The sequence below is a fragment of the Salmonella sp. SAL04162 genome, from assembly GCF_046551535.1.
Taxonomy (GTDB): Bacteria; Pseudomonadota; Gammaproteobacteria; order Enterobacterales; family Enterobacteriaceae; genus Salmonella; species Salmonella enterica.
In genome coordinates, this window is sequence record NZ_JBGDVX010000009.1 from 1 (window position 1) to 16,269 (window position 16,269).

Below are 16,269 nucleotides of genomic sequence, written 5' to 3' on the forward strand. Positions count from 1 at the left end.
GCGTTTCCCGCAAGCTGGATGCCCTTCTCCTGCGCCTGGCGCTTCACGTCCGCTTCCAGTTCAGCCAGCTCCGGTTTGAGTAAATCCGCCGGGCGGCAGGTCACCGGGGCAGCACCTTCCAGCACGCGGGCCTGTAGCGCCGCGTTCACCGGCACCGGGGTGTGGCCGTATTCGCCTTTCAGAATGCCGGCGGTTTCTTTGGCAATGGTTTTGTAGCGTTCGCCGGTCAGGACGTTGAGCACCGCCTGGGTGCCGACAATCTGCGAGGTGGGGGTCACCAGCGGGATAAAGCCGAGGTCCTCGCGCACGCGGGGGATTTCCGCCAGCACCTGGTCGAGTTTGTCCGCCGCGTTCTGCTGCTTCAGCTGGCTTTCCAGGTTGGTCAGCATTCCGCCCGGCACCTGCGCCACCAGAATACGGCTGTCGTAGCCTTTCAGCTGGCCTTCAAAGGCGTGATACTTTTTGCGCACCTCGCGGAAGTAGGCGGCGATGTTTTCCAGCTTCAGGATATCCAGCCCTGTGTCATATTTTGTGCCGGCAAGGGTGGCGACCAGCGCTTCGGTGGCCGGGTGGCCGTAGGTGGCGCTCATGGAGGAAATCGCCGTGTCCACGCCGTCAACGCCCGCCTCGATAGCCTTCAGCAGCGCCATCTCCGCCATCCCGGTGGTGGCGTGACAGTGCAGGTGCAGGCGCACCTCAAAACGTTTTTTGATTTCGCTGACCAGCTCAAAAGCGGCCATCGGCGTGAGAATGCCGGACATATCCTTGATGGCAATCGAGTCAACGCCGGTTTCCAGCAGTTGCTCCGTTAAATCCAGCCAGGTCTGCAGGGTGTGGGCCGGGCTGGTGGTGTAGGAGATCGTGCCCTGGGCGTGCGCGCCGTGGCTGCGCACCGCCTGCAGGGCGGCTTTCATATTGCGCGGGTCGTTCATGGCGTCGAAGACGCGGAAGACGTCCATGCCGTTTTTCACCGCGCGTTCGACGAAGCGTTCCACCACGTCATCGGCGTAGTGGCGGTAGCCGAGCAGGTTCTGCCCGCGTAGCAGCATCTGCAGCGGGGTTTTGGGCATGGCCTTTTTAAGCTCGCGCAGGCGGACCCACGGGTCTTCGCCGAGAAAACGGATGCAGGCGTCAAAGGTGGCGCCGCCCCAGCATTCGAGGGAGCCGTAGCCCACGTCGTCGAGCTGAGCGGCAATCGGCAGCATATCGTCAAGACGCAGACGGGTGGCAAACAGGGACTGGTGGGCGTCACGCAGGACGACGTCGGTAATGGCAATAGTCATGGATCCCTCCGGGAATTAAGCGTTAAGGCGGTGATGGTGAATGGCGGCGGCAATCACCGGCTTTAAGCGGGTGAAGTCGTCCACGACGGGAACGGCGCGCGGTGCGGGCGCGGCGACGGGTTCCGGGAAGAAGCGAGTAATCACGGCAGACATGCCGCGAATGGCAAAGATGAGCAGGAACAGAAAGCTCAGTACGAACCCCATCCCTAAAAACATCAGGGTGAAACCTTCACCCAGTAGTACAGCTTCATTCATGAATCATTTTCCATAATGAGAGGCACGACGGTGGCCTTGACGACAACCTTCCTGGTGAATCCGGCTAAGGAGTAGAGTGGATTTCCCTTGGCCACCTCTGGCTTTGGCCTCTACTTTTCTCCAGGTCGTTTGCGGCAAAGACACCGCCGTGCGTTTTTTTACACCATCATGCTGAACACGATGCTAGCGATAACCAGCACAATACCGCCGCCCAGACGAGAGGAAATTTGTGCATATGAAATGAGGTTCATACGGTTACAGGCGGAGAGCACTTCCAGATCGCCGGAGCCGCCGCGGTTGGCCATACAAAGACCCGCAGTAATGGATGATTCAATCGGGTAGAAGCCAATCAACCAGCCCCCGATAGCTGCGCCAACGACAGCGCCGACCACAATGATCGCGGCGATAACGACGTTGGCGAACGTCAGGGCGTCGATGATCTCTTGCAGATCGGTGTAGCAAACACCCACACCTACCATCAACACCCACAGCAGTTGTTTGGAGAAGAAGTCAGAAAGACGTTTTGCCCCGGCTTTAATCTCCGGTGAGCAAAGACCTGATGCGTTCAGCGCAGCAACAATCAGAACCATCCAGGCGAAGTAGTGAATAGAGACGCCGCCGATGCTTGGCAGAATTTTCTTGGCAACAACATAGGCCAGCAGGAAGCAGGTGGTGGATAGCACCATGCCAACCGCCGTTTCACGATGGGTAATCTGACCGGCCTTTTCATCATCTTCGGTTTTGAAGGAAGCCTTACGAACCAACTCGCCTTCACCGCTAAGCCAGGTGTATTTTTTGCCAATCATATCGAGGAGGGCGGCGAAAATAATGGCGAAGATATTCGCAATGGTCAGAATAGCAATAGCCGTTGAGTAGTACTCTTCGCGAGAACGTCCGGTAACCGAGTGATAAATTTCAGACAAAGGCACGGCGCCTGCGCCGTTACCACCGCCCATAATCGGCAGAACGTACAGCATCATGATACGGTCGATCGGGATACCGAAGCACAGACCAATGACGATACCGAAAAGGGACGCGCCGACGATCCCGGCGAGGATGGTTGGGATATAGCCCAGCAGTGATTTTAATAGCAGCTTACGGTTTACCGACAGGATAGCGCCTGTGATCAACACCGCGATAAACAGGTTAAGGAAGTTGCTTTTATCCATTACGTTGCTGATCGCATCAATTTCTTTCTGCGTAAATATGCCAGCATAGACAAAATAAGCTGCAACCAGAAATATCATAACCGGTGCGCCGCCAATATATTTATTGAAGATCGGTAAACGTTTGCCGATTTCACCAAAAATGGCCCCCATCACAAACATAAGGGCAAAACCACCGACTAAGTCAGTAGGTATAGCATTATAAAAATGAGAAAGTAATAAAGTAATTAATGCAAAAGCATAAAGCGGTAGCGGCATACCAAAGATTTTGAATCTGAGTAAATCGCTAGCCCCCTTTCTCTCCGTAGCCGAAGCCTGGGTCATGTTGGTCATAAACATTTTCCTGTGTATTGATGGGTAACAAGACCTGCGCATACTAATAAATTCAATGAACCGTGAGATGTGACTATCTTCACTGAATGGTTGTGTTTTTAATTAATTTAATTGTTTTTATTAACTCTGATTAATTAAGGAAATAAAAACTATAAAGGTCATAAAGGCAGCGGGGAAAGTGTGATGTCTATTCCAGACGAATAATATAAACACTGGCGAAATATGCGGCGTTATTTGCTGACGGATGCTGAATAGAGTGAATCTGATATTTAAACGCATTTATTTGCAAAAGGATGTATTGCGTCGCGAGTCGGTCGCCATGTTTCTGGAGGGCGAGGGACTCGCCCTGGAAGACGATTGTGAAATCGCGGTATGCGCATATTGGCAGGGTGAGATAGTTGGATGCGGCTCGCTGGTCGGGAACGTACTGAAATGCATCGCTGTTTCCCCAGTTTTACAAGGGGAAGGGCTCAGCCTCAAACTGCTGACTGAGTTGCTTACATTGGCCTACGAGTTAAACCGCAGCGAGCTTTTCCTGTTCACTAAGCCGCAAAATCGGTTGCTGTTTTCTGGCGCGGGGTTTTGGCCCATTGCGCAGGCAGGTCAGCTGGCGGTGTTAATGGAGAACAGCAGTGAACGGTTAGCGCGCTTTTGTCGCCAACTGGCGCTTTATCGTCAACCGGGAAAAACGATCGGCGCCATCGTCATGAACGCCAATCCGTTTACATTGGGCCACCGTTATCTGGTGGAGCAAGCGGCTGCGGCCTGTGACTGGCTGCATCTGTTTGTGGTCAAAGAAGATGCTTCATTTTTTTCCTATACCGACCGTTGGGCGCTGATCGAACAAGGAATCGCGGGCATTGACAACGTCACGTTGCATTCCGGCTCCGCTTATATGATCTCGCGTGCGACGTTTCCCGGCTATTTCCTCAAAGAAAAAGGGGTTGTGGACGACTGCCATTGCCAGATCGATCTGCAACTCTTCCGTGAACATCTGGCTCCAGCTCTGGGGATTACCCATCGTTTTGTCGGCAGTGAACCGTTTTGTCCTCTGACCTGTGCCTATAACCAGCGAATGCACGACATTTTACACGATCCGAAGCGCAGCGGCCCGGTTATTGAGGTCGTCGAGCTGGCGCGGGTGGAGAAAAACGGCACGGCTATTTCCGCCTCTCGCGTCAGAAAACTGTATAGCGAACGTAATTGGCCGGCGATAAGCGCGCTGGTGCCTGCTGGTACCCTGGCATATCTGCAGCGGCATGCCGCCAGACACACTGAAACCATATGACGTAACACCGTTAACAAGGAACATAACTAATGAAAATCATTAAAGATGCCCTGGCAGGCACGCTGGAATCCAGCGATGTGATGATCAGGATTGGTCCATCCAGCGAGCCAGGAATTCGGCTGGAGCTAGAGAGTCTGGTGAAGCAGCAGTTTGGCGCGGCGATTGAGCAAGTCGTGCGCGAAACGCTGGCGAAGCTGGGCGTTGAACGCGCGCTGGTTAGCGTCGATGACAAAGGCGCACTGGAGTGTATTTTACGCGCCCGAGTGCAGGCGGCGGCGCTGCGCGCTGCAGAACAAACGGAAATTCAATGGAGTGCGTTATGAGACCACGTCGCAGTATGTTGTTTATCCCCGGCGCAAATGCGGCCATGTTGAGCACCTCGTTTGTCTATGGTGCGGACGCGGTGATGTTCGACTTAGAAGACGCCGTAGCGTTACGTGAGAAAGATACCGCCCGTCTTTTAGTCCATCACGCGCTTCAACATCCGTTCTATCAGGATGTTGAAAAAGTGGTGCGCATTAATCCACTGAACACGCCGTTTGGTCTGGCCGATCTTGAGGCCGTCGTGCGTGGTGGCGCGGATATTGTGCGTCTGCCGAAAACCGACAGCAAAAACGATGTGCTGGAGCTGGAAGCGCAGGTCGAACGGATCGAACGTGAATGCGGACGCGAGGTCGGCAGTACCAGGCTGATGGCGGCGATCGAATCAGCGAAAGGCGTGGTCAATGCCGTCGACATCGCCACCTCCAGCCCGCGCATGGTGGCAATTGCGCTGGCGGCATTTGATTACGTGATGGATATGGGCACCAGCCGGGGCGATGGCACCGAGCTGTTCTACGCCCGCTGCGCAGTGCTGCACGCGGCGCGTGTTGCGGGTATTGCCGCCTATGATGTTGTTTGGTCGGATATCAATAATGAAGAAGGCTTCCTGAAGGAAGTGCAGTTGGCGAAAGGACTTGGTTTTAACGGTAAGTCCTTAGTGAATCCACGTCAGATTGAGCTGTTACATCAGGCTTATTCTCCGACACGTAAAGAAGTTGAGCATGCGTATGAGGTGATTGCCGCCGCTGAAGAGGCTGAGTCTCGCGGTCTGGGCGTCGTTTCACTCAACGGCAAAATGATTGACGGCCCGATTATCGACCACGCGCGCAAAGTGGTGGCGCTGTCGGCTTCCGGTATTCGTGATTAAGGAAGGAACCATGAAAGAGACTGTAACCATGCTCAACCAGCAATATGTCGTACCGGAAGGATTACAGCCCTACCAGGGGGTAACAGCGAACAGCCCGTGGCTTGCCTGTGAAACGGAAAAGCGTCGGCGTAAAATTTGTGACTCGCTTGAAGAGGCTATTCGTCGTTCCGGGCTTAAAAATGGCATGACGATATCCTTCCACCATGCGTTTCGTGGTGGCGACAAAGTTGTCAATATGGTGATGGCGAAGCTGGCGGAAATGGGATTCCGCGATCTGACGCTTGCCTCCAGCTCATTAATTGATGCCCACTGGCCGCTTATCGAACACATTAAAAATGGCGTGGTGCGGCAGATTTACACCTCCGGGCTGCGCGGCAAGTTAGGGGAAGAGATCTCCGCTGGCCTGATGGAAAACCCGGTACAGATCCACTCTCACGGCGGCCGCGTAAAACTGATTCAGAGCGGTGAGCTGAATATTGATGTCGCTTTCCTCGGCGTGCCGTGCTGCGACGAATTTGGTAATGCGAACGGTTTTAGCGGCAAGTCACGCTGCGGCTCTTTGGGGTATGCGCAGGTTGATGCGCAGTACGCTAAATGTGTGGTGCTCCTGACTGAAGAGTGGGTCGAGTTCCCCAATTATCCGGCCAGTATCGCGCAGGATCAGGTTGATTTGATCGTACAGGTGGACGAAGTAGGGGATCCGGAAAAAATCACCGCGGGCGCGATTCGTCTGTCCAGCAACCCGCGTGAACTGTTGATCGCCCGGCAGGCGGCCAATGTGATCGAACACTCAGGTTATTTTTGTGATGGTTTCTCGCTGCAAACCGGCACCGGTGGCGCATCTCTGGCGGTCACCCGTTTCCTGGAAGACAAAATGCGTCGCCACAACATTACGGCGAGTTTTGGCCTGGGCGGGATCACCGGCACCATGGTGGATCTGCATGAGAAAGGGTTGATCAAAGCGCTGCTGGATACGCAATCATTCGATGGCGATGCAGCCCGTTCGCTGGCGCAGAATCCACATCATATTGAAATCTCAACCAATCAATACGCGAACCCCGCCTCTAAAGGCGCGGCATGCGAACGCCTGAATGTGGTGATGCTGAGCGCACTGGAAATTGACGTGAATTTCAACGTTAACGTGATGACCGGTTCAAACGGCGTACTGCGTGGCGCATCGGGCGGCCATAGCGATACGGCAGCAGGGGCCGATCTCACCATTATTACCGCACCGCTGGTCCGTGGCCGAATCCCATGCGTGGTGGAAAAAGTGCTGACTACCGTCACGCCTGGGGCAAGTGTTGATGTGCTGGTTACCGACCATGGTATTGCGGTGAACCCTGCGCGTCAGGATCTGCTTGATAACCTGCGTGCTGCGGGTGTGGCGCTGATGACCATCGAACAACTGCAACAGCGCGCTGAGCAACTGACCGGTAAACCGCAGCCGATTGAGTTTACCGATCGGGTGGTGGCTGTGGTGCGTTATCGCGACGGTTCAGTGATTGACGTGATTCGCCAGGTTAAAGGCTGATGAAGGGCACAGACCTGCTGTACCAGGGCCAGGCAGTTACGCTGGAGGAGATGCTACAAGCGCGCGATAAACGTGCCGCCAGGCAGCGTCAGGCGTTGAACTGCTATCGGCTACCGTTGATTTCCCTCACGCTGGTTGCACCGGGCGCCGTTAAAAACTCAGCGGTCTGGCGGCGTGTCGCCGATTATGCAATTGCCGAAATACTGGCGCTTTGCGAACAGAAGGAGTGGGTCAACGTCTGGGAAATGCAGGTGAATGAACGCAGCGGCCCGGAATGGATGGCAGCGGTCTGTGCGCCGGCAATGGCGTTGAAACAGCACATGTCGACACTAGAGATGAGCCATCCGTTAGGGCGGCTTTGGGACATCGACATTATTGATAGCGACGGTAAGTCGCTATCACGCCGTGAACTCGGGCATCCTGCCCGGCCATGTTTGATATGCCAGCAGGATGCTCATCTCTGTGCCCGGGGCAAGCATCACACCCTTGACCTTTTGTTGGATGAAATTGCACGAAGGATTGAATGCTATGAACGTGAGCGTTGTGACTGAACGGCGTACGCCAGCGTACTCATCGCTGGCGGCTGGCGAACTTAATGGGTTGGTTGCAAGAGCGCTGCTGACGGAAGCCAGGCTGACACCAAAACCCGGTCTGGTCGATATTCGTAATTCGGGAGCGCATAGGGATATGGATCTGGCGGCATTTGAACGTAGCACTACCGCCATTGCTCCGTGGATGGAAAAGTTTTTTATCATGGGCAACAACACGGCGGCGCTGGCGGCAGAAAATGTCCTGGTGATGCTGCGTCCGCTGGGGATGGCCTGTGAGAACGATATGCTACAGGCGACCAATGGTGTGAATACCCATCGCGGGGCGATTTTCGCTTTTGGCCTGCTGAGCGCAGCGATTGGCCGACTTCTCGCGCGGGGAGAACCGTTGGAGCAAAATCGTATCTGCGACCAGGTTGCCCGCCTGAGTCGGAATATTGTTGCCCACGAGCTCTCAGCAAAAAAAGCGGGAAAACTGACAAAGAGTGAAACCCATTTCCAGTGCTATGGCCTGTCGGGCGCGCGGGGAGAAGCGGAAAGCGGTTTTCGAACCGTCAGAACGCAGGCTTTGCCGGTGTTTAACCGGGTCGTGCAGGAGCATGACGATACCCATCTTGCCCTGCTGCAAACATTGTTGCATCTGATGGCGTGGAATGATGATACCAATCTGGTGTCACGGGGAGGCCTGGAAGGGCTTTACTACGTGCAGCAGCAGGCACAAAAATTGTTGTGGCAAGGGGGCGTATTGGTTGAGGGGGGCATTGAAGCGATGCAGTCCCTCGATGATGAACTCATCCTGCGTAACTTAAGCCCTGGCGGTAGCGCGGATTTACTGGCAGTGACCTGGTTTTTAAGTCATTTTCCTGCCGGTTCCCTCTATCCTGAGTAAGTTTCTCTTCTTTCATTCTCTCCAGCAATGATTCATCCTGCGGGATGAATCATGTCTTTTACTGATATCGCTCCCTGTTTATCATTAATTTCTAATTATCGGCGATTTTAGATGGCGGCCTCCGGGCGCGCTGGTTACTCTGAAAACGGTTTACGCAATTTTTACAAAAGAGAATAGCTATGCATGAAGCACAGATCCGCGTTGCGATTGTCGGCGCCGGTGGCCGCATGGGACGGCAGTTAATCCAGGCCGCCATGGCGATGGAAGGTGTTCAGCTGGGTGCCGCGCTGGAGCGCGAAGGCTCTTCATTGCTGGGTAGCGATGCGGGCGAACTGGCAGGCGTGGGGAAAACGGACGTCATCATTCAAAGCGATCTGGCGTCGGTCAAAGATGATTTCGATGTTCTGGTCGATTTTACCCGTCCTGAAGGCACACTGGCGCATCTGGCATTCTGCCGTAAACATGGTAAAGGGATGGTGATTGGTACTACCGGCTTTGACGACGCCGGTAAACAGGCCATTCGCGAGGCGTCGCAAGAGATTGCGATCGTTTTCGCCGCAAACTTTAGCGTCGGCGTTAACGTCATGCTCAAGCTGCTGGAGAAAGCCGCGAAGGTAATGGGCGACTACACCGATATTGAAATTATTGAAGCGCACCACCGCCATAAAGTGGATGCACCGTCGGGTACGGCGCTGGCAATGGGCGAGGCAATCGCCGGGGCGCTGGATAAAGATCTGAAGGACTGCGCGGTCTACTCGCGTGAAGGTTATACCGGCGAGCGCGTACCGGGAACGATTGGCTTTGCAACCGTTCGGGCGGGCGACATCGTCGGCGAACATACCGCGATGTTTGCCGATATTGGCGAGCGCGTAGAGATTACGCATAAAGCTTCCAGCCGCATGACGTTTGCAAATGGCGCGTTGCGATCGGCATTATGGCTAAAAACGAAGAAAAATGGGCTATTTGACATGCGGGATGTGCTGGGACTGGATGTACTATAACGACTAAATACCTTCGTGATGTGGTTGTGGTAATCAAGATTAATTGATTACAAAGGGCAATATATTATTGCCCTTTTGTTTTTTGCCCCCCGGTTATTCGGTCAGATAAATAACGCCTTTCACCATTCATGTTTCGACAGTTTCTTCGCCCACGATATGTTCTGCCGTTGTTTTCGCGTTAAGAATAGTCAGTTTAAAGACATCCGGGCCAACGGCATCCATTTGCGTGACGTAATTGCCATTACGATAAATGCGGTTAATTAGTCCTTCAGGCGCATCGGTACGGGCCATTACGTTCAACGGGAAAAATACTGCCTGAACTGATGTTAGTCATATTCAGCCGCAGTGGCTTACCGTATGCAAAAGGCACCTCGACCAGACTGATAAGACTGATATCCATCGTGGGGTTAGCGCTGTTCCTCGGGGGCGTTTTATCTCTTTTGTTTCAATAGGTTAGCTTTTTTATGCTGTAGTGAGGCTGGTTGTGGTTCAATCGTATGCGCTAGTCTTAAAGAAAAAGAAGTTAGACCTTTATAGCGCGATTGTGATTCTCATTACATTATCTTAATTTGCTGTTTTTTGTCGATTTTTTGATGTGTTTGGTTTGTTTTTTATTTTAACAAGTGCTTGATTTTTAAATTATTTTTATCGTTAATTTGCTTTATTTTGAATTTTTATTCATTTAATGGTATTAGTGGTTATTAAATTAATTTTTATCGTTGTTTTTCGTTGTTTTAATGTGAAATTTGACCATTTGGTCCACTTTTTATCGTTCCAGTCAGCTTTTTTCGAACTCAAGGAAGCGCAAGCGTTTTCTATCGTCACTTAGTTGATCTTTTTGCCTATTAAATAGGATAACTTCCTTATAATGTGCAAAATAACATAAAAAACACCCTCTTTAAGTTGACTTTTATCCGGCTTAACTTCAGAATGCCGCCGTTTGCCAGAAATCCACGGGTAAGCAAATTTGCATTGCTTCATACTGACTGAATGAATTAATATGCAAATAAAGTGAGTGAATATTCTCTGGAGGGTGTTTTGATTAAGTCAGCGCTATTGGTTCTGGAAGACGGAACCCAGTTTCACGGTCGGGCCATTGGGGCAACAGGTTCGGCGGTTGGGGAAGTCGTTTTCAATACTTCAATGACCGGTTATCAAGAAATCCTCACTGATCCTTCCTATTCCCGCCAAATCGTCACTCTTACTTATCCCCATATTGGTAATGTCGGCACCAATGAAGCCGATGAAGAATCTTCTCAGGTTCATGCGCAAGGTTTAGTGATTCGCGATCTGCCGTTGATTGCCAGCAACTTCCGTAACACAGAAGACCTCTCTTCTTACCTGAAACGCCATAACATCGTGGCGATTGCCGATATCGATACCCGCAAGCTGACCCGACTGCTGCGTGAGAAAGGCGCACAGAACGGCTGCATCATTGCAGGCGATAGCCCGGATGCGAAGCTGGCGCTGGAAAAAGCGAAAGCATTTCCTGGACTTAACGGTATGGATCTGGCGAAAGAAGTGACCACGGCGGAAACCTACCGTTGGACGCAGGGTAGCTGGACGCTGAAAGACGGTTTACCGGAAGCGAAATCTGAGGATGACCTGCCGTTCCACGTGGTGGCCTACGATTTTGGCGCCAAGCGCAACATTCTACGTATGTTGGTGGATCGCGGCTGCCGCCTGACGGTGGTGCCAGCGCAGACTTCTGCTGAAGAGGTGCTGGAAATGAATCCGGACGGCATCTTCCTGTCAAACGGCCCTGGCGACCCGGCCCCGTGCGACTACGCGATTACTGCTATCCAGAAATTCCTCGAAACCGACATTCCTGTGTTCGGCATCTGCCTCGGCCATCAGCTACTGGCGCTGGCGAGCGGTGCGAAGACCGTTAAGATGAAGTTCGGCCATCACGGCGGCAACCATCCGGTAAAAGATATGGACCGAAACGTGGTGATGATCACCGCGCAGAACCACGGCTTTGCGGTGGATGAAGACTCGCTGCCAGCCAACCTGCGCGTGACCCACAAGTCGCTGTTCGACGGCACCCTGCAGGGCATTCACCGTACCGATAAACCGGCGTTCAGCTTCCAGGGCCACCCGGAAGCCAGCCCCGGCCCGCACGATGCTGCACCGCTGTTCGACCACTTTATCGAGCTTATTGAGCAATACCGTCAGTCCGCGAAATAATCAGGAGTAATAAGAGCCATGCCAAAACGTACAGATATAAAAAGCATCCTGATTCTGGGCGCGGGCCCGATTGTTATCGGTCAGGCGTGTGAGTTTGACTACTCCGGCGCTCAGGCGTGTAAAGCGCTGCGCGAAGAGGGTTACCGCGTCATTCTGGTGAACTCCAACCCGGCCACCATCATGACCGACCCGGAAATGGCCGATGCCACCTACATCGAGCCGATTCACTGGGAAGTGGTGCGCAAAATCATTGAAAAAGAGCGTCCGGATGCGGTGCTGCCGACCATGGGCGGCCAGACAGCGCTGAACTGCGCGCTGGAGCTGGAGCGGCAGGGCGTGCTCGAAGAGTTCGGCGTCACCATGATTGGCGCCACCGCCGACGCCATTGATAAAGCCGAAGACCGTCGTCGCTTCGATATCGCGATGAAGAAAATTGGTCTCGACACCGCGCGTTCCGGTATCGCGCACACTATGGAAGAAGCGCTGGCGGTTGCCGCTGACGTGGGCTTCCCGTGCATTATTCGTCCGTCCTTTACCATGGGTGGCACCGGCGGCGGTATCGCTTACAACCGTGAAGAGTTCGAAGAAATCTGCGAACGCGGTCTGGACCTCTCGCCAACCAACGAGCTGCTGATTGATGAATCGCTGATCGGCTGGAAAGAGTACGAGATGGAAGTGGTGCGTGATAAAAACGACAACTGCATCATCGTCTGCTCTATCGAAAACTTCGACGCAATGGGTATCCATACTGGGGACTCGATCACCGTGGCCCCGGCACAGACGCTGACCGACAAAGAATACCAAATCATGCGTAACGCCTCGATGGCGGTACTGCGTGAAATCGGCGTCGAAACTGGCGGTTCTAACGTCCAGTTCGCAGTAAACCCGAAAAACGGTCGTCTGATCGTTATCGAAATGAACCCGCGCGTCTCCCGCTCCTCGGCGCTGGCGTCGAAAGCCACCGGTTTCCCGATTGCCAAAGTGGCCGCCAAACTGGCGGTGGGTTATACCCTCGACGAGCTGATGAACGACATCACCGGTGGCCGTACACCGGCCTCCTTCGAGCCGTCTATCGACTACGTTGTCACCAAAATTCCGCGCTTTAACTTCGAGAAATTCGCCGGTGCCAACGACCGTCTGACCACCCAGATGAAATCGGTTGGTGAAGTGATGGCGATTGGCCGCACGCAGCAGGAATCCCTGCAAAAAGCGCTGCGCGGCCTGGAAGTGGGCGCTACCGGCTTCGACCCGAAAGTCAGCCTCGACGACCCGGAAGCGCTGACTAAAATCCGCCGCGAGCTGAAAGACGCGGGCGCTGATCGTATCTGGTATATCGCCGATGCCTTCCGCGCAGGTCTCTCCGTTGACGGGGTGTTCAACTTGACCAACATCGACCGCTGGTTCCTGGTGCAGATTGAAGAGCTGGTGCGTCTGGAAGAGAAAGTGGCTGAAGTCGGGATTACCGGCCTCAACGCCGACTTCCTGCGTCAGCTCAAGCGCAAAGGTTTTGCCGATGCGCGTCTGGCGAAACTGGCGGGCGTGCGCGAGGCGGAAATCCGCAAGCTACGCGACCAGTATGACCTGCACCCGGTCTACAAGCGTGTGGATACCTGCGCGGCGGAATTCGCCACCGATACCGCCTATATGTACTCCACTTATGAAGATGAGTGCGAAGCGAACCCGTCCGTTGATCGCGATAAAATCATGGTCCTCGGCGGCGGCCCGAACCGTATCGGCCAGGGCATCGAATTTGACTACTGCTGCGTACACGCCTCGCTGGCGCTGCGCGAAGACGGTTACGAAACCATTATGGTCAACTGTAACCCGGAAACCGTCTCCACCGACTACGACACTTCCGACCGTCTGTACTTCGAGCCGGTGACGCTGGAAGACGTGCTGGAAATCGTGCGCATCGAGAAGCCGAAAGGCGTTATCGTGCAGTACGGCGGCCAGACGCCGCTGAAGCTGGCGCGCGCGCTGGAAGCGGCAGGCGTGCCGGTTATCGGCACCAGCCCGGACGCCATCGACCGCGCGGAAGACCGTGAACGCTTCCAGCATGCGGTTGACCGTCTGAAGCTGAAGCAACCGGCCAACGCCACCGTCACCGCCATTGAACAAGCGGTTGAGAAGGCGAAAGAAATTGGCTACCCGCTGGTGGTACGTCCTTCTTACGTGCTGGGCGGTCGGGCGATGGAAATTGTCTACGACGAAGCCGACCTGCGTCGCTACTTCCAGACCGCAGTCAGCGTCTCTAACGATGCGCCGGTACTGCTGGACCGCTTCCTTGATGATGCGGTTGAAGTGGACGTGGACGCTATCTGCGACGGCGAAATGGTGCTGATTGGCGGCATCATGGAGCACATCGAGCAGGCTGGCGTACACTCCGGCGACTCCGCCTGTTCCCTGCCGGCCTACACGCTGAGCCAGGAAATTCAAGACGTGATGCGCCAGCAGGTGCAGAAGCTGGCTTTCGAGTTGCAGGTGCGCGGCCTGATGAACGTGCAGTTTGCGGTGAAAGACAACGAAGTCTATCTGATTGAAGTCAACCCGCGTGCGGCGCGTACCGTACCGTTCGTCTCCAAAGCCACCGGCGTGCCGCTGGCGAAAGTAGCGGCGCGCGTGATGGCCGGCAAATCGCTGACCGAGCAGGGCGTGACCCAAGAAATTATCCCGCCGTACTACTCGGTGAAAGAAGTGGTGCTGCCGTTCAACAAATTCCCCGGCGTTGACCCGCTGTTAGGGCCAGAAATGCGCTCTACCGGGGAAGTGATGGGCGTCGGTCGTACCTTCGCGGAAGCGTTCGCCAAGGCACAGTTGGGCAGTAACTCCACGATGAAGAAACAGGGCCGTGCGCTGCTCTCCGTTCGCGAAGGCGACAAAGAGCGCGTGGTGGATCTCGCGGCCAAGCTGCTGAAACAGGGCTTTGAGCTGGATGCCACTCACGGTACGGCGATTGTGCTGGGCGAAGCCGGTATCAACCCGCGTCTGGTGAACAAGGTGCACGAAGGTCGTCCGCACATTCAGGACCGCATCAAGAATGGCGAATATACCTATATCATCAATACCACCGCAGGCCGCCGCGCGATTGAAGACTCCAGGGTGATTCGTCGTAGCGCGCTGCAGTATAAAGTGCATTATGACACCACGCTGAACGGCGGTTTTGCAACGACGATGGCGCTCAATGCCGATGCCACCGAGAAGGTAACCTCGGTGCAGGAAATGCACGCGCAGATCAAAAAGTCGTAAATAAAGAGTCCGGTGGATATTGCTCTAACCGGACCTGTAATATAATTCTGAAAGGGTTTCTGTAAAGAAACCCTTTTTTTATCTTGCGTAAGGTCATTCCTGGAGAAGTCCGTTTCCGTAACCACATTTTCTATGTAATAAGCACGATATTGCTCACACTAATCAATATTTAAGTCGCATACTATCTTGCATATCCACAATTTTAATATGGCTTAGTTTTTATTAGTTTGGACAGGCCGTAGCCAGATTTTTAATTTGTGAAATGGTGTGCTTATGTGTGAAAAATATGTTGAAAGACCGCTTTATTTGTTAATTGCTGACTGGATGATGGCAGAGAACCGATGGATCACGGCCAGGGAGATTTCCCGTCAATTTGATATTGAACACTGCAAAGCAATTAATACGCTCTCCTATATTCTGTCAGAAGTGGGGGAAATTGTTTGTGAAGTGAAGATGATCCCTAACCAGATTGCAGGACGAGGCTGCCAGTGCCAGCGTCTGGTGAAAGTCGTGAGTATCGACTCTCAACTCTATCGCCGATTGAATCATAATTTGCAGGAAAGAAAAGTGAGCGTGGCGAAAGCGCCGCGACTGTCTGCCGTTCCCCCCACAGAGCTAAACCGTGAGCAGAAATGGCAGATGATGCTCTCCAAGAGTATGCGTCGCTAATTGTCTGTTTACCTGATGGCGGGGTAAACGGTAATTGACGCGTAGGCCGGATAAGCGTGAGCGCATCCGGCATCAATTACTGTGCTGATTTTGGCTTCACGTCCGTCGTGCCTTTCAGGCGCGGCCGGTTTTCTTCGACCTGCGTTAACGGCTTCGTTTCAGATAACCCCGTTCGACAACGGATCGCAAGATCCTGATATTCTTTAGTGTTGAGGCGTTTCCAGTGCAGCTCCTGGTCCGTAACCTGGCGTAGTACGCGCGCCGGTGATCCCACCAGCAGTTGCCTTGCCTCACCCTGAAATCCGGCTTTGACAAAACTCATGGCGGCGACAATGCTCTCTTCGCCAATCACTGCGCCGTCCATAATGACGCTATTCATGCCGACCAGGGCGTCCCGTCCCACCACGCAGCCATGTAGAATAGCGCCGTGGCCGATATGGCCGTTTTCATGCACGATGGTATCGGTATCGCAGTAGCCATGCATAATGCAGCCATCCTGCAGATTAGAGCCTGCCTCCAGGATCAGGCGACCATAATCCCCACGCAATGACGCGAGTGGGCCAATATAAACACCAGCACCCACGATGACATCGCCAATCAGCACGGCGCTGGGATGGACAAACGCGTCCGGGTGCACCACCGGGATCAGTCCTTCAAAGGCGTAATAGCTCATGGTTGTACCTC

15 protein-coding genes are annotated in these 16,269 nt (G+C 53.8%); 10 read left to right on the forward strand and 5 right to left on the reverse strand.

Translation table 11 applies throughout. From position 1 onward, the window contains the following. From oadA to citS, 3 genes are all read right to left on the reverse strand, one after another. The coding region (gene oadA, locus ACLJRH_RS17485) for a sodium-extruding oxaloacetate decarboxylase subunit alpha (protein WP_369529286.1) at window positions 1-1,283 on the reverse strand (1,283 nt) is incomplete at its 3' end. 15 nt (window positions 1,284-1,298) lie between these two features. Continuing rightward, the gene (locus ACLJRH_RS17490) at window positions 1,299-1,538 is read right to left on the reverse strand and encodes an oxaloacetate decarboxylase subunit gamma (protein ID WP_001001155.1); all 240 of its coding nucleotides are present in this window, start codon (window positions 1,536-1,538) and stop codon (window positions 1,299-1,301) included. A gap of 158 nt (window positions 1,539-1,696) precedes the next feature. Beyond that, the gene (gene citS / locus ACLJRH_RS17495) at window positions 1,697-3,037 is read right to left on the reverse strand and encodes a citrate/sodium symporter CitS (RefSeq protein ID WP_000183606.1); all 1,341 of its coding nucleotides are present in this window, start codon (window positions 3,035-3,037) and stop codon (window positions 1,697-1,699) included. A gap of 244 nt (window positions 3,038-3,281) precedes the next feature. On the opposite strand from citS, the gene citC reads away from it, so the two are divergent. The 7 genes from citC (at window position 3,282) to dapB (ending at window position 9,483) form a co-directional block, all read left to right on the forward strand. Further along, on the forward strand, window positions 3,282-4,325 hold the full coding sequence (gene citC / locus ACLJRH_RS17500; protein ID WP_000934791.1) for a [citrate (pro-3S)-lyase] ligase: 1,044 nt from the start codon (window positions 3,282-3,284) through the stop codon (window positions 4,323-4,325). A 29-nt stretch (window positions 4,326-4,354) separates the two neighbouring features. Then, entirely contained in the window at window positions 4,355-4,648 is a 294-nt protein-coding gene (gene citD / locus ACLJRH_RS17505; RefSeq protein ID WP_000691461.1) for a citrate lyase acyl carrier protein, read from the forward strand. Further along, window positions 4,645-5,514, forward strand: coding sequence for a citrate (pro-3S)-lyase subunit beta (gene citE / locus ACLJRH_RS17510; RefSeq protein WP_001247811.1), 870 nt, complete (start codon window positions 4,645-4,647; stop codon window positions 5,512-5,514). Before citD ends, citE begins: the two co-directional genes overlap by 4 nt. 10 nt (window positions 5,515-5,524) lie before the next feature. After that, window positions 5,525-7,045: a citrate lyase subunit alpha gene (gene citF / locus ACLJRH_RS17515; protein ID WP_023137177.1), complete on the forward strand. Its 1,521-nt coding sequence runs from the start codon at window positions 5,525-5,527 to the stop codon at window positions 7,043-7,045. Continuing rightward, window positions 7,045-7,596: a citrate lyase holo-[acyl-carrier protein] synthase gene (gene citX / locus ACLJRH_RS17520; RefSeq protein WP_000679050.1), complete on the forward strand. Its 552-nt coding sequence runs from the start codon at window positions 7,045-7,047 to the stop codon at window positions 7,594-7,596. The genes citF and citX overlap by 1 nt, the downstream gene beginning before the upstream one ends. Continuing rightward, the gene (gene citG, locus ACLJRH_RS17525; RefSeq protein WP_001103238.1) at window positions 7,574-8,482 is read left to right on the forward strand and encodes a triphosphoribosyl-dephospho-CoA synthase CitG; all 909 of its coding nucleotides are present in this window, start codon (window positions 7,574-7,576) and stop codon (window positions 8,480-8,482) included. The genes citX and citG overlap by 23 nt, the downstream gene beginning before the upstream one ends. Before the next feature lie 179 nt (window positions 8,483-8,661). Further along, window positions 8,662-9,483: a 4-hydroxy-tetrahydrodipicolinate reductase gene (gene dapB, locus ACLJRH_RS17530; protein ID WP_000544044.1), complete on the forward strand. Its 822-nt coding sequence runs from the start codon at window positions 8,662-8,664 to the stop codon at window positions 9,481-9,483. Between the two features lie 126 nt (window positions 9,484-9,609). Here dapB and ACLJRH_RS17535 read toward each other — a convergent pair whose 3' ends face one another. Then, window positions 9,610-9,774, reverse strand: a complete 165-nt coding sequence (locus ACLJRH_RS17535) for a hypothetical protein (RefSeq protein ID WP_001529894.1) — start codon at window positions 9,772-9,774, stop codon at window positions 9,610-9,612. 747 nt (window positions 9,775-10,521) lie between these two features. On the opposite strand from ACLJRH_RS17535, the gene carA reads away from it, so the two are divergent. From carA to caiF, 3 genes are all read left to right on the forward strand, one after another. Then, window positions 10,522-11,670 (forward strand): glutamine-hydrolyzing carbamoyl-phosphate synthase small subunit, encoded by a 1,149-nt coding sequence (gene carA, locus ACLJRH_RS17540; protein ID WP_000597270.1) that lies wholly within the window; start codon window positions 10,522-10,524, stop codon window positions 11,668-11,670. 18 nt (window positions 11,671-11,688) lie between these two features. Next, the gene (gene carB / locus ACLJRH_RS17545) at window positions 11,689-14,916 is read left to right on the forward strand and encodes a carbamoyl-phosphate synthase large subunit (RefSeq protein ID WP_001126310.1); all 3,228 of its coding nucleotides are present in this window, start codon (window positions 11,689-11,691) and stop codon (window positions 14,914-14,916) included. A gap of 273 nt (window positions 14,917-15,189) precedes the next feature. Beyond that, window positions 15,190-15,585, forward strand: coding sequence for a carnitine metabolism transcriptional regulator CaiF (gene caiF, locus ACLJRH_RS17550; protein ID WP_000333324.1), 396 nt, complete (start codon window positions 15,190-15,192; stop codon window positions 15,583-15,585). 76 nt (window positions 15,586-15,661) lie between these two features. On the opposite strand, the gene caiE is transcribed toward caiF, so the two are convergent. Next, window positions 15,662-16,258 (reverse strand): carnitine operon protein CaiE, encoded by a 597-nt coding sequence (gene caiE / locus ACLJRH_RS17555; RefSeq protein ID WP_000122863.1) that lies wholly within the window; start codon window positions 16,256-16,258, stop codon window positions 15,662-15,664. Between the last annotated feature and the right edge of the window lie 11 nt (window positions 16,259-16,269).

Excerpts from the sequence above, each read along its gene's own strand:
- ACLJRH_RS17490 (WP_001001155.1), bottom strand. The coding sequence starts at position 1,538 with ATGAATGAAGCTGTACTACTGGGTGAAGGTTTCACCCTGATGTTTTTA.
- citS (WP_000183606.1), bottom strand. The coding sequence starts at position 3,037 with ATGACCAACATGACCCAGGCTTCGGCTACGGAGAGAAAGGGGGCTAGC.
- citC (WP_000934791.1), top strand. The coding sequence starts at position 3,282 with ATGCTGAATAGAGTGAATCTGATATTTAAACGCATTTATTTGCAAAAG.
- citD (WP_000691461.1), top strand. The coding sequence starts at position 4,355 with ATGAAAATCATTAAAGATGCCCTGGCAGGCACGCTGGAATCCAGCGAT.
- citE (WP_001247811.1), top strand. The coding sequence starts at position 4,645 with ATGAGACCACGTCGCAGTATGTTGTTTATCCCCGGCGCAAATGCGGCC.
- citF (WP_023137177.1), top strand. The coding sequence starts at position 5,525 with ATGAAAGAGACTGTAACCATGCTCAACCAGCAATATGTCGTACCGGAA.
- citX (WP_000679050.1), top strand. The coding sequence starts at position 7,045 with ATGAAGGGCACAGACCTGCTGTACCAGGGCCAGGCAGTTACGCTGGAG.
- citG (WP_001103238.1), top strand. The coding sequence starts at position 7,574 with ATGAACGTGAGCGTTGTGACTGAACGGCGTACGCCAGCGTACTCATCG.
- dapB (WP_000544044.1), top strand. The coding sequence starts at position 8,662 with ATGCATGAAGCACAGATCCGCGTTGCGATTGTCGGCGCCGGTGGCCGC.
- ACLJRH_RS17535 (WP_001529894.1), bottom strand. The coding sequence starts at position 9,774 with ATGGCCCGTACCGATGCGCCTGAAGGACTAATTAACCGCATTTATCGT.
- carB (WP_001126310.1), top strand. The coding sequence starts at position 11,689 with ATGCCAAAACGTACAGATATAAAAAGCATCCTGATTCTGGGCGCGGGC.
- caiF (WP_000333324.1), top strand. The coding sequence starts at position 15,190 with ATGTGTGAAAAATATGTTGAAAGACCGCTTTATTTGTTAATTGCTGAC.
- caiE (WP_000122863.1), bottom strand. The coding sequence starts at position 16,258 with ATGAGCTATTACGCCTTTGAAGGACTGATCCCGGTGGTGCACCCGGAC.